Annotated in this window: 23 protein-coding genes and 1 riboswitch; of the genes, 9 read left to right on the top strand and 14 right to left on the bottom strand. The window is 48.0% G+C overall.

Going from position 1 to position 22,354, the window contains the following annotated elements; genetic code table 11:
• Nucleotides 1-123: 123 nt before the first annotated feature.
• The 4 genes from J2S00_RS11545 to J2S00_RS11560 all read right to left on the bottom strand — a co-directional run bounded on the left by J2S00_RS11545 (nucleotide 124) and on the right by J2S00_RS11560 (nucleotide 3,480).
• Entirely contained in the window at nucleotides 124-1,794 is a 1,671-nt protein-coding gene (locus J2S00_RS11545; protein ID WP_307339710.1) for a b(o/a)3-type cytochrome-c oxidase subunit 1, read from the bottom strand.
• Nucleotides 1,791-2,264 carry a cytochrome c oxidase subunit II gene (locus J2S00_RS11550; protein WP_307339712.1) on the bottom strand — a complete coding sequence of 158 codons (474 nt, stop codon included), beginning with the start codon at nucleotides 2,262-2,264 and terminating at the stop codon, nucleotides 1,791-1,793. Before J2S00_RS11550 ends, J2S00_RS11545 begins: the two co-directional genes overlap by 4 nt.
• 23 nt (nucleotides 2,265-2,287) lie before the next feature.
• A complete protein-coding gene (locus J2S00_RS11555; protein ID WP_307339714.1) occupies nucleotides 2,288-2,458 on the bottom strand; it encodes a cytochrome c oxidase subunit 2A in 171 nt (56 codons plus the stop codon).
• A gap of 239 nt (nucleotides 2,459-2,697) precedes the next feature.
• Entirely contained in the window at nucleotides 2,698-3,480 is a 783-nt protein-coding gene (locus tag J2S00_RS11560; protein ID WP_307339716.1) for a phosphosulfolactate synthase, read from the bottom strand.
• 288 nt (nucleotides 3,481-3,768) lie between these two features.
• On the opposite strand from J2S00_RS11560, the gene J2S00_RS11565 reads away from it, so the two are divergent.
• Genes J2S00_RS11565 through glnA form a run of 4 tightly spaced genes read left to right on the top strand, consistent with a single transcriptional unit; the run spans nucleotide 3,769 to nucleotide 8,030 of the window.
• Nucleotides 3,769-5,061 carry an ammonium transporter gene (locus tag J2S00_RS11565; RefSeq protein WP_307339719.1) on the top strand — a complete coding sequence of 431 codons (1,293 nt, stop codon included), beginning with the start codon at nucleotides 3,769-3,771 and terminating at the stop codon, nucleotides 5,059-5,061.
• Nucleotides 5,058-5,921 carry a DUF294 nucleotidyltransferase-like domain-containing protein gene (locus tag J2S00_RS11570; protein ID WP_307339722.1) on the top strand — a complete coding sequence of 288 codons (864 nt, stop codon included), beginning with the start codon at nucleotides 5,058-5,060 and terminating at the stop codon, nucleotides 5,919-5,921. Before J2S00_RS11565 ends, J2S00_RS11570 begins: the two co-directional genes overlap by 4 nt.
• Nucleotides 5,894-6,694 carry an exonuclease domain-containing protein gene (locus tag J2S00_RS11575; RefSeq protein WP_307339724.1) on the top strand — a complete coding sequence of 267 codons (801 nt, stop codon included), beginning with the start codon at nucleotides 5,894-5,896 and terminating at the stop codon, nucleotides 6,692-6,694. The genes J2S00_RS11570 and J2S00_RS11575 overlap by 28 nt, the downstream gene beginning before the upstream one ends.
• Nucleotide 6,695: 1 nt before the next feature.
• Complete coding sequence (glnA, locus tag J2S00_RS11580) at nucleotides 6,696-8,030, top strand: type I glutamate--ammonia ligase (protein WP_307339727.1); 1,335 nt, start codon at nucleotides 6,696-6,698, stop codon at nucleotides 8,028-8,030.
• Nucleotides 8,031-8,091: 61 nt separating this feature from the next.
• Here glnA and J2S00_RS11585 read toward each other — a convergent pair whose 3' ends face one another.
• A complete protein-coding gene (locus J2S00_RS11585; protein WP_307339729.1) occupies nucleotides 8,092-9,051 on the bottom strand; it encodes a L,D-transpeptidase family protein in 960 nt (319 codons plus the stop codon).
• A 230-nt stretch (nucleotides 9,052-9,281) separates the two neighbouring features.
• On the opposite strand from J2S00_RS11585, the gene sigK reads away from it, so the two are divergent.
• From sigK to J2S00_RS11600, 4 genes are all read left to right on the top strand, one after another.
• The gene (gene sigK, locus J2S00_RS11590) at nucleotides 9,282-10,001 is read left to right on the top strand and encodes an RNA polymerase sporulation sigma factor SigK (protein WP_307339731.1); all 720 of its coding nucleotides are present in this window, start codon (nucleotides 9,282-9,284) and stop codon (nucleotides 9,999-10,001) included.
• A gap of 225 nt (nucleotides 10,002-10,226) precedes the next feature.
• The gene (locus J2S00_RS11595; RefSeq protein WP_307339734.1) at nucleotides 10,227-10,439 is read left to right on the top strand and encodes a hypothetical protein; all 213 of its coding nucleotides are present in this window, start codon (nucleotides 10,227-10,229) and stop codon (nucleotides 10,437-10,439) included.
• Nucleotides 10,440-10,480: 41 nt separating this feature from the next.
• Nucleotides 10,481-10,654, top strand: coding sequence for a response regulator transcription factor (locus J2S00_RS19910; RefSeq protein ID WP_370875869.1), 174 nt, complete (start codon nucleotides 10,481-10,483; stop codon nucleotides 10,652-10,654).
• Nucleotides 10,617-11,249, top strand: a complete 633-nt coding sequence (locus J2S00_RS11600) for an HD-GYP domain-containing protein (protein WP_307339738.1) — start codon at nucleotides 10,617-10,619, stop codon at nucleotides 11,247-11,249. Before J2S00_RS19910 ends, J2S00_RS11600 begins: the two co-directional genes overlap by 38 nt.
• A gap of 44 nt (nucleotides 11,250-11,293) precedes the next feature.
• On the opposite strand, the gene J2S00_RS11605 is transcribed toward J2S00_RS11600, so the two are convergent.
• Entirely contained in the window at nucleotides 11,294-12,490 is a 1,197-nt protein-coding gene (locus tag J2S00_RS11605; protein ID WP_307339741.1) for a pyridoxal phosphate-dependent aminotransferase, read from the bottom strand.
• Between the two features lie 181 nt (nucleotides 12,491-12,671).
• On the opposite strand from J2S00_RS11605, the gene J2S00_RS11610 reads away from it, so the two are divergent.
• A complete protein-coding gene (locus J2S00_RS11610) occupies nucleotides 12,672-13,448 on the top strand; it encodes a carbon-nitrogen family hydrolase (protein ID WP_307339744.1) in 777 nt (258 codons plus the stop codon).
• A 72-nt stretch (nucleotides 13,449-13,520) separates the two neighbouring features.
• Here the strand turns inward: J2S00_RS11610 and J2S00_RS11615 are convergent, their stop codons facing one another.
• The 8 genes from J2S00_RS11615 to J2S00_RS11650 form a co-directional block, all read right to left on the bottom strand.
• On the bottom strand, nucleotides 13,521-14,114 hold the full coding sequence (locus J2S00_RS11615) for a TetR/AcrR family transcriptional regulator (RefSeq protein WP_307339747.1): 594 nt from the start codon (nucleotides 14,112-14,114) through the stop codon (nucleotides 13,521-13,523).
• A gap of 39 nt (nucleotides 14,115-14,153) precedes the next feature.
• Nucleotides 14,154-17,264 carry an efflux RND transporter permease subunit gene (locus J2S00_RS11620; RefSeq protein ID WP_307339750.1) on the bottom strand — a complete coding sequence of 1,037 codons (3,111 nt, stop codon included), beginning with the start codon at nucleotides 17,262-17,264 and terminating at the stop codon, nucleotides 14,154-14,156.
• Nucleotides 17,251-18,516 (bottom strand): efflux RND transporter periplasmic adaptor subunit, encoded by a 1,266-nt coding sequence (locus J2S00_RS11625; protein WP_307339753.1) that lies wholly within the window; start codon nucleotides 18,514-18,516, stop codon nucleotides 17,251-17,253. Before J2S00_RS11625 ends, J2S00_RS11620 begins: the two co-directional genes overlap by 14 nt.
• A gap of 266 nt (nucleotides 18,517-18,782) precedes the next feature.
• Nucleotides 18,783-19,142, bottom strand: coding sequence for a c-type cytochrome (locus tag J2S00_RS11630; protein WP_307339756.1), 360 nt, complete (start codon nucleotides 19,140-19,142; stop codon nucleotides 18,783-18,785).
• Between the two features lie 101 nt (nucleotides 19,143-19,243).
• A complete protein-coding gene (locus tag J2S00_RS11635; protein ID WP_307339757.1) occupies nucleotides 19,244-20,584 on the bottom strand; it encodes a homoserine dehydrogenase in 1,341 nt (446 codons plus the stop codon).
• 132 nt (nucleotides 20,585-20,716) lie between these two features.
• Nucleotides 20,717-20,827: riboswitch (SAM riboswitch) on the bottom strand.
• Between the two features lie 412 nt (nucleotides 20,828-21,239).
• The gene (gene mnhG / locus J2S00_RS11640) at nucleotides 21,240-21,614 is read right to left on the bottom strand and encodes a monovalent cation/H(+) antiporter subunit G (RefSeq protein ID WP_307339761.1); all 375 of its coding nucleotides are present in this window, start codon (nucleotides 21,612-21,614) and stop codon (nucleotides 21,240-21,242) included.
• Entirely contained in the window at nucleotides 21,592-21,876 is a 285-nt protein-coding gene (locus tag J2S00_RS11645; protein WP_307339763.1) for a Na(+)/H(+) antiporter subunit F1, read from the bottom strand. Before J2S00_RS11645 ends, mnhG begins: the two co-directional genes overlap by 23 nt.
• A gap of 1 nt (nucleotide 21,877) precedes the next feature.
• Entirely contained in the window at nucleotides 21,878-22,354 is a 477-nt protein-coding gene (locus J2S00_RS11650; RefSeq protein WP_307339766.1) for a Na+/H+ antiporter subunit E, read from the bottom strand.

A 22,354-nucleotide genomic window follows, 5' to 3' on the forward strand; every position in this document is an offset into this window, starting at 1 on the left:
GGATAAGCGGAAATAGCCGCAATTATACAAGTGCTGGCGTGGAACAAAGAAAGCCCTGCGCTGTCATGGCACAGGGCTTGTTAGATTGGTCAACACTGAAATGAGAAATGATGTCTCAGGCCATTACCACGGTCTAAACGGGGGTGACCCAGGAGGTGCGTTTTGAATCATATCCATTAACGGGACAGTGTAAGCAACAAGGATTAAGGCGACAGCCAGCGCCACCCACAGTTTCCAGTTTTCCAGCAGGGGAGGCGTTTTGCTGGCATCACTCGACACTTCTCCAATGGGGAATTCGGTTTGCTCCTTGGGGGCCAAAAAGGCTAGCTGAATCACATTATAAATCATCAGCAAGGCAGCGATAAACAGAATCACGCCCCCGATGGACATGGTCGCCTGATTAGCAAACATTCCCTCCAGCCACTGAAGGGCTGTCGGGTGATCCTGATAGGTGGTAAACGCTGTCCGGCGGGGTGCGCCGAGCAATCCTAAGAGATGCATGGCACCCGACATGAAGAACATACCCACCGCCCACAAGATGGTTTGGATCATGCCCAGGCGGTTGACAGAGGGTGTCAACCGGCGTCCCGTCAAGACTGGAATCAGCCAATAGGAGATGCCAAAGAAGGTCAGCAATACGGTTGTGCCAACGGTTAAGTGAAAGTGTCCCACGACCCACAGGGTATTGTGCACTACCGCATTCATCTGGTGACTGGCGTTGATGATACCTCCAGCACCTGCTGGGATAAAGGTCAGCATGGCGATGAAGGGAGCAAAGAAACGCACATCATTCCAGGGCAGCTTTTTCCACCAGCTAAATAACCCGGTTGCTCCTTTGGCCCGTCCTGTGATTTCAAAGGTGGCAAAGATGGAAAAGGCGGTTAACAAGGAGGGCACGACAACGGCAAATGTTAATACCGTCTGAATATACTTCCAGAACGGTGAAATCCCGGCCTCCATCAATTGGTGGTGGAAGCCGACAGGAATGGACAATAACAAGAACAAGATAAAGGCTAGGCGGGCCAGCGAATCGCTGAATAGTCTGCCGCCAATAATTTTGGGAATCACAATATACCAGGCCATATAAGCAGGCAACAGCCAGAAATAAACAAGTGGATGGCCGAAATACCAGAACAGGGTACGGCTCAGCAGGACATTTACCCGTTCGCTGATGCCAAGAGACCACGGTAAGAGTTGAAGCAGGACAGTTGCCGCTACGCCAATGGTTGCGACGATCCACAGCAAGATGGTGGCGACGGTCATAAAACCAAACAGGGGGGTTAACTGTCCCGGATTTTCCCGCTTCCAGTTAAAGTAGTGGGCCAATAAGGCACCGCCGGCAACCCATGTTCCAACCACAAACAGGGTAAGTCCCAGATAAAACAGTGGATGTGCTTGCAAAGGAGCGTAGAACGTATATAAGACCGTTCCTTCATTGAGCAGGACCATGATCGTGGTCAGCACCGTACCAAGGGTTAAGACAAGGAACCCAATCCAGCCCGTTTTCCGGTATTTATCCGGGAAAGCGCCCAGTGTTTTACTCATGCCCGCATTAAGGAAGGCAAAAATAAAGTAGGTTGTAAATACAAGAGCCAATAATAAACCGTGAGCGGTGAGGACTTGGTAATAGTTAATGCCGGCCGGCAAGTCGATGAATCCCGCCCGTTGCAATCCTTGAACCACACCAGCTATAGCACCGATCAGAAAAGCCGTAAAAGCGACATAGATATAAGCCATACTCAGTTTGGCATCGGAGGGATTCACTTCTGTTCCCGCTTTCACTTTGGCTATCATTGTTCAATCACCTCGATTGTCATTTGCATGTAGTGGTGGCCAGCGCCACAGTATTCGTTACATAACACTAAATAAGAACCTGGTTCGGTGAAGGTGTGTCTCGCCTGGTTGACGTGGCCAGGAGTGACCATCATGTTCACATTGGTACCGGGAATGGTGAAACTGTGTATGACATCCTCGCTGGTCACTTCGAAGATTACGGTGGCTCCTGCAGGTACTTCAATGACATTAGGGCGGTAGCCGAAGGTCATAGCCACAATATTGGCCACATACGTTTGATCATCAATTTGAACAAGCCCCGGATCATCAAATGGGGGCGTTTCACTTACGTTGAGCGGGTCAACAACCGCATCGTGACTGGGCGGGTACTGTCCCATGGCAAAGGCACCGACACCTAAAACAGATAAAAAGACAATTAATGTGCCAATTCCGAAATAGAGCCAATATTTTTCATAACGATGAAGATGCATCGGTCATAAACCTCCTTATCTGGTTATGAGCGTGACAGAAAGAGTGCAAAAACGGCCAGCCAGCTAATGACAATAAACAGACCCAGGCCAAACACGGAGAATAATGTTCCTTTCAGGGATGTATCCGTTTCCGTTTCTTGCCGGATGGAAGTTACATTTTGCTTCTTACTGGTCTCCAAGTCAGGGCGTGCCATGGTACCTACTCCTTTCCTTTGTTTTACATTTAAATCATAGCGCTAAGATGCCCTTAAGCATGTGATATATGTCACAATCAATGGGAGTATGCACCAAATGTCATGATATTGTCAAAATTCCATGCCAAATAAAGGACAAGCAACGTGAAATCAAAAAGGACCATCAGCTGCCTGGCTTGCAACCATCTTGTGATCAGCAGTCAGGCAGGTGACAGTCCTCTAATGTTCAACAAACCATTTTACTCTCCCGCTGCACATTCTTCAAATAGATACAGAGTGTCAGACCTTAAGCCCAGTCTTAGGGTTTCTACAGAAATAATGTCTCCAAAGGGGATATTGGCCAAATTAACGTTCGTTCCAAACTTCCTGATAAAGTAAGTTTGCAGCTGTTTGTTCGGAGCTTCAAAGATGAGGCGGTTTATATCCACATCCGCTTCAATCAGCTCCTCGATCAGACCATGTCTTAACTCTCCATTTTCTCTGCATATTCCGCTTGTTCCGCTTTCCCTTGCCTCGGTGATTACCATCGCTGCTCCTGCTTGTAAGTCCTCTTCGATATACTCAATCCACCTGGAAGGATGGAGCTCCCGGGATCGTTGCTGGTCCTTATATCCCACTTCACTGAAAACGGTGAACTCATGAGCAAAATCAGCAATGAAACTGGCTTTATCCCTGTTGCTCAGCGGAACCGTGCCATTTGAGATCTCAACATGCTGGCAGCCGTGCTGGAGGCAGAAATGATAATAATCCGTTACTTTTTTCTGCAGCAGGAACTTCTCAAACAAAGTTCCCCCAAAAAAGAAAGCCACGTTATTGACTCTCAAACAGCCTATCTTTTCTTCAAGACAGTCGGAGACAAGGGAAGTTCCCCAGCCAAATTTGACAAAATCAATATAGCCGGCGTGGGTGCTGATGACGTCCTTGAAGTAACCGACAGGCATCCCCTTATCAATAACTATGGTTAACCCGCATGTTCTGGGTTTAGCTGGCCTGGGTGGCAAGGATAATGAATGCTGATTCATAACAGATAAGCACTCCTTCCTGGGCATCTGCCCCATCTTAGCTAGCACATTTTATTCTGCTGGACAGCAAGTGGTTCCAGTTACAAACAGCATTTCAATCATGAAGTGACCAAAAAAATTGCACTCTTGAACTTACAAAATCTATGTCAAATTATCTTACAGATTAGTTGCGACATAACGACTAAGATGTGAAAATATAACTAACGTTATATGTTAACTATATTTACGTTAAATGGGCGGTGCGACGTGTGCTGCTCATGTAAAACAAAGAAAGGAGTTGGATCGGAAATGGGAGAGTTGTTTTACCTTAATGCACTGTGGGTGATGGTGGCCACGATTTTGGTCATCCTGATGCAAGGGGGATTTATTCTCCTTGAGGCAGGTTCAACGCGGATGAAAAATGCCGGCCATATCGCTGGCAAAACTATTTTTACATTCGGTATTGCCTCTCTTGTGTTTTGGGCTGTAGGTTATGGCTTTATTTATGGTCAAGGTAATTTGTTTATCGGCTTTTCTGATTTCTTCTACGGCGATTTTACTTCTGTGGTTGATGGTTTGCCTGGTTCAATTGACTTTATGTTTCAACTAGCTTTTGCTGGGATTGCACTAACCATCGCTTTCGGCGGTTTTGCCGAGCGGGCCAAACTGTCGGTTTACATCTTATTTGCCATTTTCTTTTCAGCTTTTGTCTACCCGGTTGTAGCCCACTGGATTTGGGGAGACGGCTGGCTGGCAGGATTAGAAAAACAAGACTTTGCCGGCTCCACTGTGGTGCACTTGACAGGAGCTATGGCTGCACTGGCTGCCACCATACTGCTTAAACCGCGGATTGGTAAGTACAACAAAGATGGCACAGCGAACGATATGCATGGTCATAATCAGGTTTATACCGCTTTAGGTGTTCTGCTGCTCTGGGTAGGCTGGTTTGGTTTTAATGCAGGAAGCACATTAGGTGTTGATGAAGGATTTTTTGGGTTTGTCGCGCTGAACACCAATCTTGCGGCGGCTGCCGGTGCCATCGCGGCCTTATCTACCGCCTGGATGCTTTCCGGCAAGGCGGATGTACCAACCGTGTTAAATGGCGCCTTGGCCGGACTGGTGGCCATCACTGCCTCTTGTGCCTTTGTTGAACCGTGGGCAGCGGTGCTGATCGGACTGATAGCCGGTGTGATTGTCTATTACAGCATGAAGTTCTTTGATAAAGCCAAAATTGATGACCCCATCTTTGCTTTGTCAGTGCACGGTGTGGCTGGGGTGTGGGGCACCTTGTCCACAGGTTTCTTTGCCACGCCGGAACTGGCTGCCATGAACGGCGGGTTGCCCGGGCTGTTGTACGGGGGAGGATTGACTCAGTTGGGTGTGCAAACATTGGGAGTTGTCTCAGCAGGACTGTATGCGTTTCTAACCTCTGTCATCCTGCTGCTGGTCATTAGAGCCGTTGTAGGATCGCTGCGCGTGACGGAAGAGGAAGAGTTACTGGGCTTGGATTTAAGTGAGCATGGCAGCTATGGGTATCCAGAGATGGTACAGCCGGCTGCCAATGCACAATTTGGTGTTCATGAGCCAGTTGTTAAAATATGACCATATACTCAGCGCCGCCAGTCAGGCTATCACAGACAGAGGGTACTCCGCCGGCCGCTTTCACTTGGTTTTTGATGGGCAGCGCCGGCCGAGGAGAGCATCAGCCAGGAAGTGACCAGGATCATGGCCTTGTTTATGATCAGGGGGGAGAAGAAGTCCAACAGTACTTTCTGGCACTTGGAAGGGAGATCAGCCGCCGTTTGGCAGACAGGGGATACCCATTATGCATGGGGCATGTGATGAGTTCCATTCCAAGGTGGTGCCGCTCAAGGTCAGGCTGGCAGTCCCAACTGGAGCAGTGGCTAAGAGAAAAGCGGTGGGAAACCTTGCGCTATGTGTTGATTTTTATGGATGCCCGCCCACTTGTGGGGGACTCTCAGCTGGTCATTGATCTGAGAGAACGAGTGTACGGGTACTGCGCAAAGGATCCTGCTATCTTGCTGCGTCTGTGGGAAAACACAGCATGGTTGAAGAAAGGAATGGGCCTATTCGGGCAATTTCTGACTGAGGAAAAAGGTCCTCATGCGGGGGCTATCAACCTAAAAGAAACAGGGTTGTTTCCATATATCAACGCCATACGCCTCCTGGCCATCAGAGAGAGTGTGCATGAAACCTCTACCGCCCTCCGCTTGGAACGTTTGTGTGCACTTGCTTCCTATGGGTGGCTGGAAACATACCAGGCTTACTTCAAGCGGCTCATGGCCTACCGCAAAAGAGCGGGGGTCACCAATCACCCTGACTACATCAGGGTGGCTGACCTCAGCCGGGAGGAGAAAAAAGAGTTGAAGCACCTGATAAGGAAAGGAGCTGAATTATACCGGCGTACGGGACAATGGTTAAAGAGAGGGACCGTGTGGTGAAGTTTCAAGCTGTTGCCCAGAGGATGAAACAATTGTCTGAAAGGGTGGGTTCACATCTCTATGCCGCTCTCAGCAACAGAGAGAAGAGAGAGGTGTGGCCGCAAGCCAGCTTTTTACGCCAGCTTGAAAAGGAGCTGCGGGAGGAGAACTACTTGGAACGGCCCCTCAACGAACTGCCTGTGGTCGTCTTTGATGTGGAGACGACAGGATTTTTTCCTGAACAAGGGGATCGCATCCTGTCCATAGGAGCTGTGCGTGCCGTTGGCCAGCACATCCTGGAAGAGGATTCCCTGTACACATTGGTTCGCTCAGATGTATCCATTCCCAGAGAAGTGAGCCAATTGACCGGCATCACGGAGGACGATCTTGCTTCTGCGCCAGCGCTAGCTGATGTACTGACTCAATTTTTCAATTTTATCGGCACGGATCTCCTTGCCGCCCATCATGCCGGGCATGAGAAAGCCTTTATGCAGCAAGCGGTACGGGAGATTGGAGGCCGTTCCTTTCAACACCGTATTGTGGATACATCGTTTCTGGTTAGGGTTGTTGACCCCGGATTGAAGCAAAGTCAATTGGAAGTCTGCTGCTCCTTGTACAACATTAAGCCGGAAAACCGCCATCATGCCTTAGGTGATGCCCTGCTGGCGGCCAGGTTATGGACCTGTTTAGTGCAGGATATGACCGCCAAAGGAATCAATACTTTACAAGACGCGTATCTGGCTTTAAGCCTTAATAAAAATAACTGTACAATTAACAATTTGGGAGGGGATTAAAATGGGAAAGTACACGAAAGAGGACATTTTAAAAATAGCTAAAGAAGAGGATGTGCGCTACATCCGGCTGCAATTTACCGATCTGTTGGGAACCGTCAAAAATGTGGAGATACCCGTCAGCCAGTTGCCCAAAGCCCTTGATAACAAAATGATGTTTGATGGTTCCTCTATTGAAGGATTCGTGCGCATTGAAGAGTCTGATATGTATCTCTATCCTGATCTGGATACATGGCTCATCTTCCCGTGGGAACTTGAAGAAGGCAAAGTGGCCCGTTTGATTTGTGATGTATATAATCCAGACGGAACGCCGTTTGCCGGAGATCCGCGGGGTGTCTTGAAGCGGATGCTGAAAGAGGCAGAAACGCTAGGCTTTACGGCCATGAACGTCGGGCCTGAACCGGAGTTCTTCCTGTTTAAGCTAGATGAAAAAGGCGATGCAACATTGGAAGTGAATGATCAAGGCGGTTATTTTGATCTGGCTCCCACCGATTTAGGTGAAAATTGCCGCCGGGATATTGTGCTCACCCTGGAAAAAATGGGCTTTGAAATTGAAGCCTCCCACCATGAAGTGGCCCCGGGACAGCATGAGATTGACTTTAAATATGCCAATGCTGTCACTGCAGCCGATTATATCCAAACCTTTAAAGTGGTAGTGAAAAACGTAGCTAAACAACACGGATTGCACGCCACGTTTATGCCCAAACCGCTGTTTGGGGTAAACGGATCAGGCATGCACTGTCACCAATCCCTGTTCAGGGGAGAGGAGAATGCCTTCTACGATGAACAGGATGAACTGGGCCTTAGTGACACCGCCAAACAATATTTGGCCGGCATTCTGCATCACGCCAGAGCCATGGCCGCCATTACAAATCCAACTGTCAACTCTTACAAACGTTTAGTGCCTGGCTATGAAGCTCCTTGCTACGTAGCCTGGTCGGCCAAAAACAGAAGCCCGCTGGTCCGAGTGCCGGCATCACGTGGTTTAAGCACGCGCATTGAATTGCGCAATCCGGACCCGTCTGCCAATCCGTATCTGGCCCTGGCCGTCATGCTGGCTGCTGGATTGGATGGTATCAAGAAAAAGCTGCCTCTGGTTCCGCCGACTAATCAAAATATCTATACCATGACAGAAGAGGAGCGCAAGGAAAACCGCATTGACAGTCTGCCATCCACGTTAAAAGAAGCGATTGAAGAGTTGAAACAAAATGAGGTGCTTAAAAAAGCGCTAGGTGAGCATGTTCTCGCTCACTTCATCGAAGCCAAAGAAATTGAATGGGATATGTTCAGAACCCAGGTGCATCCCTGGGAGCGCGACCAGTATCTCACCGCTTATTGAGAACCAAAGAGTATAAAGGAAAGCTGTCCCCATCGCTTGGGACAGCTTTTCTGTTTGAAAATTAACGGATTCCCCAATTCTCTAGCTGCTGGGTTGAGCCAATCCAGACGGGAGTGTGCTCCGGCAACAGCTCATACAAGTATTCCACATCATGATTGTGCATGCGCACACATCCCAGTGAAGCATACGTCCCAATGCTGGCCGGATTATTGGTGCCATGAATGCCGTAAGTGCCTCCTCCCCCAATATCAAGACCCAACCAGCGGGATCCCAGCGGGTTGTCAGGATGACCGCCAGCGACAGGAGGGGCAATGCCAGCCCCGCCCCAGGCCGGGTCAATGGCTTTGAAGACAATCTTAAATTGTCCTTCCGGAGTAAGAGAAGCATTTTTTCCTGAGGCGACAGGATAATCGGCGATCGCTCTTTCACCCTGGAACAAAAGCAGGCGGTTAGTGGACTTGTTGACCGCCACCCAGTAGCCTTGAGTAGGAGGATGAGCCGCCTTAATTCCTACCGGCTCAGTGATCCCCTGTTGATTTAAGGCGTGGTTCAGTTTCTCTGCCGTTGCTTTGTCCAAGCGTCCGCTGACCGGAAGCCCGTGATCCTCCTGAAAGACCAGCAGCTTTTGTTGGGTTTGTGGTCCAAAGATCCCATCTTGGACCAGTTCATAGCCGAGTAAACCCAATGCCTGCTGTAAATCGTTTACTCTTAACCCTCTGTCTCCTTGACTGATTTCACCGGAGAACAAAAATAAACTTAAGTAATTCTCCTCTTTTGCTCGAGTTTGATGATGCTGTTCCTTCCAGTTCTCCAGAGCGGTAAGCCACTCCTGTTCTTTTGCGTGCACATAGCGACGGAATAATGGCTCATCTTCCTCTACTGAGAGTTGCAAGTTCAAAACGAGTTGTGCTTGCTGAAGTTGGAATTGAATGACCTCAGGATTCTTTTCAGCCCTGGTTATACCCGGGATAAAAAGAAGCAACCCCAAACAAACGATTAGAAACGATCCTCGCTTATTCATCACATGCACTCCCTTAGTAACCTTTAGACAGATATGATTTATCATATTAAGCAGCGGTTTAGATGGCTACTAAAGATCATATGTGCATAGACCTGTATTATTACATAAATTGGTAGAGTTGTCCAAGTAAGGTAAGAGGGTAAAAGGACATAAAAAATAACTGGGACATACAAGGACAATGACTGCCGCTCATATAGATAGGTTATAAGACAGCATGGGAGGTGGAGGCTTTGGCGGGTATTTTCTCAACCATCGCCTTATTGATTAAGGAATTGATGGTTTTTGTTTCATATGTCAAAAACAATGCCTTTCCACAGCCTTTGAGTGAGAAAGAAGAAGAGAAGTATTTAAAGCGGATGCAGGAAGGTGACCAAGAAGCCCGCAATTTGCTCATCGAACATAATCTAAGATTAGTTGCCCACATCGTCAAAAAATTTGAAAATACTGGCGAGGATACGGAAGATCTGATATCCATAGGCACCATCGGTTTGATCAAAGGCGTTGAAAGCTACTCACCAGATAAAGGAACCAAGCTGGCCACCTATGCTGCCAGGTGTATCGAAAATGAGATTCTGATGCATTTAAGGTCCTTAAAAAAGACAAAAAAAGATGTGTCTCTTCATGATCCCATCGGAACTGATAAAGAAGGGAATGAAATTACGTTGATAGATGTCTTAAAAGCAGACATAGAGGATGTTTTGGACGAAGTACAGTTGCAAATGGAGAAAGACAAAATCTATCAATACATTCATGTGCTCGATGACCGGGAGAAAGAGGTGATTATTGGCCGGTTTGGCCTGGATATGGAGGAGGAGAAAACCCAGCGTGAATTAGCCAAAGAGCTAGGCATTTCCCGTTCGTATGTGTCGCGGATTGAAAAGCGGGCCTTGATGAAATTGTTTCATGAATTTTATAGAGCCAAAAAACATTCGGGGCAAAACAGAGGCTGAACTTGGGCCTCTTTTATAAAATATTTACAAAGATTAAAACCATGCTCTGTGTTAATTGGTAACGAGCAAGGTTGCCGCTTAAAACTCACCTTGCCCAGAAAAAATACGAAGCAGGTATGAAATAATATCATTCTTCAAGTGGATATTATTTCCACTGGGTATATGCTATGATAATGGGAAGTTTCAAAAGGAGTTAGCTGGGTTGTTGGAAAGGGGAGAGGAATTTTGCAGGTCGTCACAACAATACACCTGAATGAGAAAGAACGGGCCCTCATCCGTTTTGCCTTAGAGCATACCTTGCGTTATGCCGAGATTGACGAACAGGTCAAAAAATATAAGCAAGGTTTAGCTGAATTGCTGACCAACTTCAAACAAGCGGAACCTTTGATTCGAGGGCGGGGAGCATCTCTGTTTTTAGACACTGTTAAAAAAAACTAACTAACAGGGAATACCAGATTTTCCTGAAAATCTTAAAGGGTATGACCAATGAGGAGATCGCCCAGCATTTATACATATCGCAGCATACAGTTAAAACCCACATTCAACGGATTTACAAAAAGTTGGGTGTTCAAAACCGGACAGAGCTGATCGTCGCATATTTTAAGGGGAGAGAACATGAACAGAGTGGTAATAACGAGTGCAGTAACAGATGATGTACGCCAATTGTTATACAAATTGGACAGGCACTCCACAGAAACTGTTCAGCATAGTATGAGGGTAGCGAATTTGTTCATGGCTTGCCTTGAGCATTATCAATTATTTCGGGATATATGGGGCTCACTTTTTTTGGGGGCATTACTTCATGACTTTGGGAAGTATTTTGTTCCACATACCATTTTAAATAAAAAGGGATCGTTAAATCACAAGGAATGGGAGATTATGCGCTATCATCCCGTATTCGGCTATACTGTCGCCAGGCAATCATTACGAATCGGGCTACCAGGCCAGCACTTGATTTTGTATCACCACGAGCGATGGGATGGTTACGGCTATTTATATGGCCGCAAAAAAGCTGAAATTCCGGAGTATGTGCAGTTATTTTCCATCATTGATGCCTTTGATTCCATGACAAATGTACGCTCGTATCAGAAAACGCCTATGTCAGCGGCACAAGCAAAGAAAGAAATAAGAGACCATCGAGGCACACAGTTCAGCCCCACATATGTGGACTTATTTATCGATTTTCCTCTTGAACCCTTTCAACAGCCGTCCGGTTCATTGTTTTTTCAAAGCGAATACCGACGTTAAAAAAGAGAGGTTAAAACAAAATCTCCGTCGTTTGACGGAGATTTTTAGGTTGAAGATATTTGGCTAGTGCCGGTAAACAATCCTAATCCTTCGATTCTTTCTACGGCTTTAAGCAACATCTCTTCTGAACTGACTAGTCCCACACGGATATATCCTTCACCATGGGCTCCGAAACCGATACCCGGTGCCACAACAATATCACTTTTTTCCAGCAGCAGATCAGCAAAGGAGACAGAGCTGAAGCCTGGGGGAACGGGCAGCCAGGCAAAAAAGGATCCTTGTGGCGGTTCAACCTCCCAACCGATATCCCTTAGCGCTCCGATTAATGTGTCCCTTCTCTGCTGATAGGTCTCCCTTAAGTCGTGAACACATTCCTGATTACTTAACAAGGCTGTTGCTGCAGCCTCTTGAATGGCTCCGAACACACTGCAATAGTAGTGGTCTTGAATCAGTTCAATTGCTTCAATCACACTTTGATTGCCTACCGCAAAGGCGATCCGCCATCCTGCCATGTTATAAGTTTTGGAGAGCGTGTAGATTTCAATGCCCACATCTTTGGCCCCTGGAATCTGCAGGAAACTGGGCGGCTGGTGATTGTCATAGTAAATAGCACCGTAGGCAAAATCATGGACGACACAGATCTGATGGCGCCGGGCTAAGTCGACTGTTTGTTCATATAAAGTTTTGGTTGCCACGCTAGCCGTTGGATTGTTGGGATAATTAAGAAACATGAGCTTAGCCCTTGCTAAGTGGCTAGCTGAAAGTTGGCTGTAGTCGGGTAAAAACTGATTTTCCGCTGTTAAGGGCATCATCACCATTTTTCCGCCAGCGAGAGCAATCCCTGACCAATAATCGGGATAGCCCGGGTCAGGGACGAGGGCAATGTCACCAGGATTAAGCAAACACTGGCTTACTTTAACCAGCCCCGCTTTTCCTCCAAATAACACAGCCACTTCCTTCTCCGGGTCCAACTGTACTTGATACTCCCGCTCGTAAAATTGAGCGACCGCTTCCTTTAAAAACAGATGGCCTTTAAAGGGAGAGTAACGGTGATAGAGCGGATTTTCGGCTGCCTTTTGCAGCGCTCTGACAATGTGTGGCGGGGTAGGGAGGTCAGGATTACCCTGGCCTAAATTAATGATGTCACGCCCTTCCTTAACATAACGTGCCGCTTTTTGCGTTAGTTTGGCAAAGAATTGTTCCGGCAAAGCTTTAAGCGTAGCAGAAGGCTCAAACTGCATGTGTCCATCACTTCCTCATCTCTGTTTCAATCTAATTGAAATTATCATAAGACGGATAACTCGTATTGTAAAGAGGGTTTGGAAAGAATTTGATTGACAAATAGGGGCAACGTGTACTAGAATCCGTACAAATATATTTTACCTTAACAATATAACTGAGCTGGGAAAGGAGCTTGTGAAGGTGAAAGTCGCATCAGTCCAATTTGAAATAAGGGATGGGGAAACAAAGGATGAGCGCATTGAACGCATGATTGGCCTGCTAAAGAAGCTAAAAGGGTATGATTTGATCGTGTTGCCGGAAATATGGGCGACAGGCTATTTTTCCTTTGATCGTTATAGGGAAGAGGCGGAGCCGTTCTCCGGCCCTTTTGTGCAGCGTATGGCCCAGGTGGCGCGCCAGCTGAACAGTGTTTTGTTCGCTGGCAGCTTTGTGGAACAAGAAGGGGAGCAGTATTACAATACCGGTGTCCTGTTTGACGCTAACGGTGATCTATTGGCTACGTATCGCAAAATCCACCTTTTTCGCTATGGATCAAAGGAAGGGGAGCTGTTAACCCGCGGCGAGGAAATTACAGTGACTGAGACTAAGGTAGGGCGGGTAGGATTGTCTACCTGTTATGATTTAAGGTTTCCTGAACTTTACAGGAAGCAGGTTGATTTGGGGGCGGAAATCTTCCTGGTGACCTCGGCCTGGCCACACCAGCGCTTGGCGCACTGGCAATTGTTTAATGCTGTACGAGCTGTAGAGAACCAGTGTTTTCTCATCTCTGCCAACTGTGTGGGGCACACGCGTCATGTTTTGCTGGGCGGGCACAGTCAGGTTGTTGACCCGTGGGGCGTTGTCCGGGCACAGGCGGGGGAATCTGAAGCCATTGTCACGGCTGAGATTGACCTGGATGAAGTGAAGCGGATACGGGAGCACTTTCCTCAATTAAAACATCGGGTACTGACATCATAAAAGGCCATGGCCTCATTAGCCATGACCTTTTTTTATTCAGGGCACGGAAATAAATTTTGGTCCAGAGATAAGTTAGGGTCGGGGAGGGAGTGACTGGCACAGCCCGTAGTGCAATATATCTAAGACATCGTCAACTGAAAATGTGTCGGAACCGTAAGGAGGCAAAAAAACACTGAGACAGGAAATAATCAGCGCTGCTGCTAAGTTGGGGTTAACGGGACGAAACTCTTCCGTTTTGATACCTGCCTCGACGATGCGGGCAATGTAGGCCATAAAGTCTGCTTTTTCCTGTTCCAACCAGGCCCGAAATGCTTCATTAACAAAGGCAAAATCATGGATATGGAGTTGCGCCAGAGATGGATTTTCCTGCAGCAAGGAAGCATGGGTGGCATACATCACTTTCAATTTGGCCAAAGGATGTTCCTCTTCGCTCATCCTCTTTTTCAGCTCGGACAAGTTTTTTTTAATCATCGCTTTTAACATTTCCCGCAACAGCTCTTCTTTGCTGGGAAAATAGAGATATACCGTTCCTTTGCCGATGCCGGCCAGCTGGGCCACTTCATCCACTTTGGTCTGCTGATATCCTTTTTTGGTAAAGACAGCAAAGGCGCTGTCTAATATTTTTTGCCGTTTATCCGCATCTCCGTAACCTCCTCCTGTAGACATGTGAACACCTCCCTCTCTTAACCTTTTTATCCTGTTTTTCTAACTGAGTTCATCAATGGGTTGAGTTCCACGCTGTAGAAGGCTTTTAAACCAGTTGGTGAGACGATCCATATAAATGTACATGACCGGAACTAAAAACAAGGTAATCAATGTGGCAAACGATAAGCCAAACACGATGACAGTGGCCAAAGGGGCCTGTAATTCTGCTCCCTCGCCTAAGCCGATGGCCAAGGGGGTCATGGCCAGCACAGTGGTCAGCATGGTCATCAAGATGGGACGCAGCCGCTCTTGGCCAGCTGTTAAGACAGCCTCCTCCCTGGTCAACCCCCGCTGGCGCAAGGTGTTAATGTAATCCACCAGAACAATGGCATTGTTAACCACAATTCCGGCCAGCATTATCAGACCAATAAAAGCCGGGGTGCTTAACGGGTGGCCGGTCAAGGCCAGGCCCACAATAACACCTATGCAGGTGGCCGGCAGACTGAACATAATAATAAACGGATACATCAGTTTTTCAAATTGGACGGCCATCACCGCATAGACCAGAAAGATAGCTAGCCATAAAGCCAGGGTCAAGTCGCCAAAGGCATCGAGCATCTGTTCATACTGACCGCCAAGCTCATATTGGTAACCGTCAGGGAAGGTGACATCTTCCAACTGGTTGCGAATATCTTCAATGACACTGCCCAAATCCCGTTCAGAGGTGAGTTCGGCACTGACGGCCACCCCCCGCTGTTGATTTTGGCGGGAGATGACGGGCGGTCCTTCCACCTGTTCAAAGCGGGCAATGGAACTCAGGGTAATGCTGTCTCCCAGGGGAGTTAACAAAGTCAACCGGGACAGATCGTCAACAGATTGCCTGTTATCTTCAGGCAGCAAGACCCGGACGTTAATTTCTTCCCCGGCTTGGCGGATCACTGTAGCTACTTGTCCCTGAAAGGCAAGGCGGATGGTCTGCATCACCTCACTTTGGCTTAAGCCATACTGGCTGGTCAGATCCCGGTCTATGATTACTTGCAATTCTGGACGGGTATCTTCCAACGATGAGGTGACATTGGTAATACCAGGCACGCTGGAAATGGCTGCGCTCACTTCTTGCGCCAGATCGGCCAAAGTATCCAGATCGTGGCCAGTGATCTCAATTTGGACGGGCGCTTCATCCATCCCAGTACTGTCCAGACCAGTGACCGTCACTTCAGCGTCGGGGATGGACTGGGCCAAGTGACGAAGGTGCTCCATCACTTCTGACGTCGCCATTTCCCGCTGATTGGCTGGAAGCAGGCGGATATACATGCTGCCGCTGTGTGCGGCAGAGCTTGAACCCATGTTCATATTGTCTTGGCCTACTGTGGTAAAAACCAGTTCGGCTTCATCAAGCCCTAAAACCTGCTGCTCCAGTTCAGCCAGTACAGCTGCTGTGTGTTCCAGGCTGGTGCCCACGGGCAATTCCACTTCCACCAAGATTTCACCCTGATCCATGGCGGGTAAAAATTCGACACCAATAAATGGAACCAGGGCCAGGCTTCCTCCCAGCAGCAGCACTGTGGCTATAAGCACCGTTTTGCGATGGTGGATGGCCCAGTGCAAGGCTTGCCGATAAATGGCAGCCGTTTTGTCAATGGCTTGGCCCAATCTGTCACCTAAGCGGGAGCAGAAGCCTTTAGTTTCAGCCCTGTTTTGTTTGGGCATCAGCCGGCTGGCCAGCATAGGCACCAGTGTTAAAGCCACAATGAGAGAAGCCAAGAGAGTAAAAGCAACAGTAATGGCCAATGGGAAAAAGATTTCCGCTGCCAAACCGGTGGTAAATACAATCGGCAAAAAGACAACCACACTGGTTAAAGTGGAGGCAATCACTGCGCTGCCAATCTCTTTGGCCCCCTGCTTGGCTGCTTCCACAGGACGATAGCCCCGTTCCCGGTATTTGTAGATGTTTTCCAAAATGACTATAGAGCTGTCCACCATCAACCCAATCCCTAAGGCTAAACCGCCCATGGTCAAGATATTCAGGGTTTGACCTGAAAAGTAAATCAGGGTGAAGGCGGAAATAAGGGCAATGGGAATAGAAGCAGCGATAACCACTGTACTGCGGATACTGCGCAGAAAGACCAACAAAATCAGGATGGCCATACTCCCGCCCAGCACCATGTTACGCGCCACGTTGTTGATTGACTCCTGGATAAACTGGGAGGTGTCCATAATAGTGTTCACTTGGACAAAGGAGGGCAACTCTGCCTCTAGGGCTTCTAACTCCCTGCTGACCGCCCTGGCCACAGCCACTGTGTTGGCATCCGATTGTTTGGTAATATTTAAACTAAGTGTTGGTTCGCCATTGACAAAGGCATATGATTGGGAGGGCGCCAGGGTATCTTTAACTTCAGCCACATCACCCAGCTTGATGCTCTCTCCTGTGGGCAAAGGAATGGGGAGTTGGCGCACATCCTCACTATCCTTAAGTTCCCCTGTCACCCGGAGGGACATCTCCTGCTGTCCCCGGGGCAGTGTGCCAGCTGAAGTGCTGATGTTATCTGCCCCCAGCAACTGGACAATGTTCATCATACTTAATTGATAGGCGGCCAAGCGCTGGGGAGCAACTTCCACATGAATTTCCCGGGGTGTTTGCCCGATGAGACTGACCTGTGCCACGCCGGGCAGGCGTTCGAGACGGGGAATCACGGTTTGCTCAGCCAGATGGGTCAGTTGATCTTCAGCAACGGTACCGGATAAACTTAATTGCATAATGGGAAAGGCATTGGGATCGAAGCGGAACAGTGCCGGATCATCGGCCCCGTCGGGCAAGGCTTGCCGCACCAAATCCAGTCTGTCCCGGATCTCCAGCATAGCTTGATCCATATTGGTGCCAAAATCGTAAATTAAGATAATGACCGACTGGTTGGGTACAGACAGGGATTGAATGCTGTCTAGTCCCTCCACAGTGCTCAAGCCTCCCTCAAGGGGGCGGGTGACAAGAGATTCTACTTCTTGAGGGGCAGCACCGGAATAGGACGTCATCACCACTGCTACAGGCAGGTTAATGTCTGGCAGAAGATCAATAGCCAGGTTGGTTAAGGATATGGCTCCAAGAATCATGACGGCCAGGACAATGATCACAACGCCCACCGGGCGTTGGACAGATATATTAGTCAGCTTCATCGATTGTACGCTCCTTACGTATGTTCACTTGTGCGCCATCATACAGGCTGAATTGTCCCTGAATGACGATCTGCTCACCTTCTTCCAACCCGGATTGTACAACGATCCATTGGGCTGTCTCCTCACCGGGTGTAATAGCCCGTTGCTTGGCTACACCGTCTTCCACGACATAGACATAATAAGTATCGTTTTGGCGAAGAACGGCATCTATGGGAACCAGGAGCCGGGCTTTATCCTCCGCCAAATCAAGTTCGATTTGAGCAATCATGCCAGGGACTATTCCCTCTGGAATCTCCTCCCATTCCACCTCAAGGGGGTAGGAGCGGGATTGCTGGCCGGGAATCGGGCTGATATATCTAATCTGTCCGACTGAGCGGCTTCCCGCCGCATTAACGGTAATATCCACTTCTTGTCCCACCTGCACCCACTTCAGCTGAGCTTCACTCACTGTGGCCCGTATAAATGGCTGTGACACATCCACAACGTTCATAAGTGCCATCTGGGGTGAAACCGTTTGTCCCACAAATACGGCGAGATCGGTCACTTGGCCGCTGATTGGTGCGATAATACGCAACTGTTGCCGTTGCTGCTCAGCCATTTTCACGCCTATCTCTGCTTGATGGACAGCAGCTTCGGCAGCCTGAACCGATTCAGTTCCTTTGGCTTGCTCCAGGGCCAGCTCAGCTGCTTTGACTGCCATTTCAGCCTGCTGGATCTCCATTTCCCGTTGGGCTGTGTTCATTTCCAAGAGGGGGCGCAAAGCTTCAGTCAGCTCATTCTCTTCATCAATATCCAAACTAAGATTCTCACTTTGATCAGACTGGGCCAGTTCATAGGATCGCCGGGCTTGTGCCAACTGTTGTTCAGCCTGACGGATTCCTTGCTCTCTCATCGCTTTGGCACTGGCCAGCTGGGCTTCAGCCGCTTGAAGGCCAGCCTGGGCTTGTTCCACGCTTAGTTCTATATCCTGGGAGGCCAATTCAACCAGAAGCTGTCCTGCTTCAACAAGATCCCCATTGTTGACGTGCACTTTTTTCACCTCCCCGGGCAGGGATGGAAATACAGCAGCTTGCTCGCTGGCCATCACCGTGCCCGAAATGGTGACCGTTTGTTCCACAGTGCCTTCGGTAACGGTCAGAACATCAACAGGATAACGCTCTTCGGCCGCTGGCTCTTCTGGTGCTGTCGTATTGCAGCCGCTCAAAACAATGACAAGCAAAATGACAAGTGGCAATAAACAGGTTTTCCACATCTTCCTTTAACCTCCCCTTATGTTCGCTGCTGGGCGCGATAAAAGTAAGAATAAAAAGTCACGATAACAGTATAAATTCTGACTGACGGGTCAGTCAATAAAGTAAAGTGTGACAAATTGATGACAACCGCCAGTGGTGGACCTTCCTGGCAAACACACTGCCCAGGAGAGGGAGCGGATATGGCAAAGCCTGAAGTGCACTTAAAAAGCACTTCAGGCTTTGCCGCTTCTTGCCCGGTTCAGAGGACCAGCTGCTTGACGGGAAGCTAGTCCAAGGTAAGCAGATAAGCGATGACAGCTTCTTCTTGTCCACCGGCCGTTCCACCGGGCATGGCCCCTATCCCGTTGACCAAAATGTCATGCAGTTGATCAGGGGTGTACTTTGCGGACAATCCATGTAAGGCAGGGCCCATGCCGCCTTCAAGATTCTCACCATGGCAGGAAATACAGTTTTTTTGTACCACGGCTTCCCCTTCAGCAATTAATTGGGCGTCAGCCTCATCTGGTGCTGTTTCCTCTTCGGTCATGTCGTCGTCCGGTGGTGCCTCATCGGCTGGTCCGCACCCACCCACCAACAAAAAAGTAAGCACTGTGCATAACAGCATCCCTCGTTTAAGAAACTTCATCTATGTCTCCTCACTTTCTACAAAGAGGTCAGTCAACGTTAGTATTTGTCACTTTTATTATAAAATACGTGGTTGATGGGAAGAGGCAGCAGTTGTAAGTGCTAGGCATAAGCAGGATGGCTGCCTACATACCGCAGTGCACTTCTAAGCCTGCTGCTAAGGGTAGAGGACTGCCAATCATCTTCATTGATGAGAACCGGGTAAAGGGTTGCTTCTTGACAGAGACTGATCGCTTCCCGCCAGTTGGGATTCAGTTTTAAAAGCCCTGTGCCAAGCTGCTCTGTTTCTTCACAGTACAGCCATTCTCCTTGACAGTTTTTGATCAATCTCTCCAGCCCCTGCTGTCCTTTCGACTGCCGCCAAAAAGCGATAATGTAATCGCTTGTATTGTGCAGGGAGGGCTGATTCTCATCGGCTCTGTTACTTTGCTGTGCATCATTTTCCTCGAAAGGGATCAGAGAGACATTATTGGATGGAACATATCCGGCTTTAAACTGGCGGTGACAGAAGACTAAGTCTTCAAGCATGGCACTCGCTGTTGGCTTCTTGCCTGCTCCAGGTCCTTGGAAGACCAACTGGCCCACCAAATCACCCGTGACCATGATGGCATTTGTTACCCCATTCACTTGGGACAACGGATGTTCAGCAGGTAAAAAGACAGGTTCAACCCGACCTTCAACCCCTCGTGCCGTTTTTGTCAGAAGCGCAGCCAGCTTCAGGGTCAAGCCCAATTGCCCGGCCACTTCCATATGCCAGGGTTCAACTCCGGTAATGCCCCGGCATGTTAAAGTGGCACTGTACTCCCAAGTTCCCGTAACATAATAGGCTAAAATTTGCAGCTTATATAAAGCATCCCATCCCTCAATGTCTGCGGTGGGGTCAGCTTCGGCATACCCTAATGCTTGTGCCTCATGCAAAACGTCACTGAAAGGCTTCCCTTCCTGACTCATCTTGGTCAGGATATAGTTGGTTGTTCCATTAAGGATACCTTGGAGTTGTGAGATTTGATTAAACAGCAAAGAAGTTTTCAAAGCAGACAAAATGGGAATGCCGCCGGCCACACTGGCCTCATAACTGAGGTAGGTCCCGGCTTGCCTGGCGATCTGTTCCAAGCGATGTCCCCGTTTGGCAATCAGCTCCTTGTTGGCCGAGATGACAGGAATGCTGTTTTCTAATAGGTAAGAGACATAAAAGTAAGCGGGATCCACCCCCACAATGGCCTCAAATACCACATCAGGTTTACAGGCGACAAATGACTTAAAATCTGTCACCAGCAGTTCCCGGGGGACATGAGGACGTTCCTTACGGCTGTTTTTGATAAGAATGCTGACTACTTCTACCTCATCACCCAGCAGCCGTGTCAGCCTTTCTTTTTCGGTGGAAATGGCTTCATAGACACCGCTACCCACTGTACCTAATCCCAACAATCCGATCCGCAGCATCAACATATTCCCCTTTCGTTTGCCATTAAGGTCTTCTGCTCAACAGAACCTATTCTCAAGTTCACTACAAACACGATAAATGAAAAACCCCCTTCTTGAGGAAGGGGGTGCATATACTTACAAGCATCCTTCCTCTTATCTCTCGAAGATGGAACCATCTTCGCAGGAATTGGCACCTTTCCAGCCTAAGCTGGCGGTTGCCGGGCTTCATTGGGCCAGTCCCTCCGCCTCTCTTGATAAGAGTGATGACACAAGCTATTCAAATAATCAACATTGCTAATCTTTGGTATTATCTTAAGTGAAATGCCTCTCATTGTCAATCATTATCTGTCCCTTATTTTCTTTTTCAATTTATTCGTGATTATAACCAAAAGCAAGCCGATAATGGCCGCACATACTTCAAGCATGATCACTCCCCCTCAACCAAACTTTTAAATATTTAAAAAGTTTCCTTACACCAATTTTTTTGCTGTTATACAATATGCTGAAAAGTAACAAGGAGGTTCAATCCATCAGTGATTTTGAGTCACTGTGAAAGAGTCTAATCTGTTGTCTGAAGCTGGTGTGTTGTTCGTTAAATGAAAAAACGTGCCCGGGTGTAAAAGGGCACGTAATCACTCGTTGTTTGGTTTCATTTGGAGAATTCAATTGGCTGTTATTTGTTTGAATGCAGCTCCTGATTTTGAGTGTAGTATTGCTTAAGATCATCTTGCACTGATTTTTCCCATAATGGAACTTGAATGTGATAGGCGGCCCGGCAAATCAGATGGCCGGCCACTGGTGCCGTAACAAAGACGAAAACAATACCGAGTAAGAGCCCTGCACTAAAGATGCCTTTGACCCACCAAAAATAGAGGAAAGCCCCGGTCAAAATACACAGGACACCAAGAGTGGAACTTTTGGTGGCAGCATGAGAACGTGTGTATACATCAGGAAGTCTAATCATGCCAATGGCACTTAATAAACTTAAAACCGCACCCAAAAGCAAAAGCAAACCGACAATTCCTTTACTGATCTCGACGACGCTCAATGACAACCCCTCTTTCTAAAAACTTGGCATAGGAAATTGTACCAATAAAGGCCAATATGCCGATCAACAAAATAATTTCCAGGAATGCCTGTGTTTCCAGCATCATGGAGATAATAGCCACCATGCCGATAATGTTGATGCCAATGGTGTCGACAGCAATGATGCGGTCGGGCATGGACGGGCCTCTAATCACACGGTAAAGTGATATAAGAATTGAAGCTGCGATGATCATGAGGGCAGTCATGAGGAGATAAGCAAACATGTTATCTGCTCACCTCCATAATGGCCTGCTCAAAGGAGTCCTTAATTTGGGCAATGGTTTGTTCGGCGTCAGGAATATCTATGGCGTGAATGTATAATATACTTTTGTCCGGGGTGACGCTGACGGTTAATGTTCCCGGTGTCAGCGAAATCAAACAGGCCAAAGTTGTAATTTCCCAGTCAGATTTTAATTGTGTTTCAAAGGCAAAGATCCCGGGACGAATATCCAGATCAGGTTTTATGATTTGCTTGATGACACTAATGCTAGAGAGGATAAGCTCTTTTAAGAACAGCAGCAGCAGCTTGACAACGGCCACAATTTTCTGGCCATAGAACGAATAGGGCAGAAACCGTCTTAAGGCAAAGATGAGTAGAAACCCAAGCACATAACCAATGGAAAATGTGACCAAATCCCAACTGTTATTTAACAAAACCCAGATAAGGGCCAGGATAAGGTTAAGCAAAATTTGAAAAGGCAT

It is taken from the genome of Caldalkalibacillus uzonensis (assembly GCF_030814135.1).
GTDB classification, from domain to species: domain Bacteria; phylum Bacillota; class Bacilli; order Caldalkalibacillales; family Caldalkalibacillaceae; genus Caldalkalibacillus; species Caldalkalibacillus uzonensis.

What these genes read in the sequence shown, in the direction of transcription:
- J2S00_RS11545 (WP_307339710.1), bottom strand. Translation starts at nt 1,794, where the DNA reads ATGATAGCCAAAGTGAAAGCGGGAACAGAAGTGAATCCCTCCGATGCC.
- J2S00_RS11550 (WP_307339712.1), bottom strand. Translation starts at nt 2,264, where the DNA reads ATGCATCTTCATCGTTATGAAAAATATTGGCTCTATTTCGGAATTGGC.
- J2S00_RS11555 (WP_307339714.1), bottom strand. Translation starts at nt 2,458, where the DNA reads ATGGCACGCCCTGACTTGGAGACCAGTAAGAAGCAAAATGTAACTTCC.
- J2S00_RS11560 (WP_307339716.1), bottom strand. Translation starts at nt 3,480, where the DNA reads ATGAATCAGCATTCATTATCCTTGCCACCCAGGCCAGCTAAACCCAGA.
- J2S00_RS11565 (WP_307339719.1), top strand. Translation starts at nt 3,769, where the DNA reads ATGGGAGAGTTGTTTTACCTTAATGCACTGTGGGTGATGGTGGCCACG.
- J2S00_RS11570 (WP_307339722.1), top strand. Translation starts at nt 5,058, where the DNA reads ATGACCATATACTCAGCGCCGCCAGTCAGGCTATCACAGACAGAGGGT.
- J2S00_RS11575 (WP_307339724.1), top strand. Translation starts at nt 5,894, where the DNA reads ATGGTTAAAGAGAGGGACCGTGTGGTGAAGTTTCAAGCTGTTGCCCAG.
- glnA (WP_307339727.1), top strand. Translation starts at nt 6,696, where the DNA reads ATGGGAAAGTACACGAAAGAGGACATTTTAAAAATAGCTAAAGAAGAG.
- J2S00_RS11585 (WP_307339729.1), bottom strand. Translation starts at nt 9,051, where the DNA reads ATGAATAAGCGAGGATCGTTTCTAATCGTTTGTTTGGGGTTGCTTCTT.
- J2S00_RS19910 (WP_370875869.1), top strand. Translation starts at nt 10,481, where the DNA reads ATGACCAATGAGGAGATCGCCCAGCATTTATACATATCGCAGCATACA.
- J2S00_RS11600 (WP_307339738.1), top strand. Translation starts at nt 10,617, where the DNA reads ATGAACAGAGTGGTAATAACGAGTGCAGTAACAGATGATGTACGCCAA.
- J2S00_RS11605 (WP_307339741.1), bottom strand. Translation starts at nt 12,490, where the DNA reads ATGCAGTTTGAGCCTTCTGCTACGCTTAAAGCTTTGCCGGAACAATTC.
- J2S00_RS11615 (WP_307339747.1), bottom strand. Translation starts at nt 14,114, where the DNA reads ATGTCTACAGGAGGAGGTTACGGAGATGCGGATAAACGGCAAAAAATA.
- J2S00_RS11620 (WP_307339750.1), bottom strand. Translation starts at nt 17,264, where the DNA reads ATGAAGCTGACTAATATATCTGTCCAACGCCCGGTGGGCGTTGTGATC.
- J2S00_RS11625 (WP_307339753.1), bottom strand. Translation starts at nt 18,516, where the DNA reads ATGTGGAAAACCTGTTTATTGCCACTTGTCATTTTGCTTGTCATTGTT.
- J2S00_RS11630 (WP_307339756.1), bottom strand. Translation starts at nt 19,142, where the DNA reads ATGAAGTTTCTTAAACGAGGGATGCTGTTATGCACAGTGCTTACTTTT.
- J2S00_RS11635 (WP_307339757.1), bottom strand. Translation starts at nt 20,584, where the DNA reads ATGCTGCGGATCGGATTGTTGGGATTAGGTACAGTGGGTAGCGGTGTC.
- J2S00_RS11645 (WP_307339763.1), bottom strand. Translation starts at nt 21,876, where the DNA reads ATGTTTGCTTATCTCCTCATGACTGCCCTCATGATCATCGCAGCTTCA.
- J2S00_RS11650 (WP_307339766.1), bottom strand. Translation starts at nt 22,354, where the DNA reads ATGCCTTTTCAAATTTTGCTTAACCTTATCCTGGCCCTTATCTGGGTT.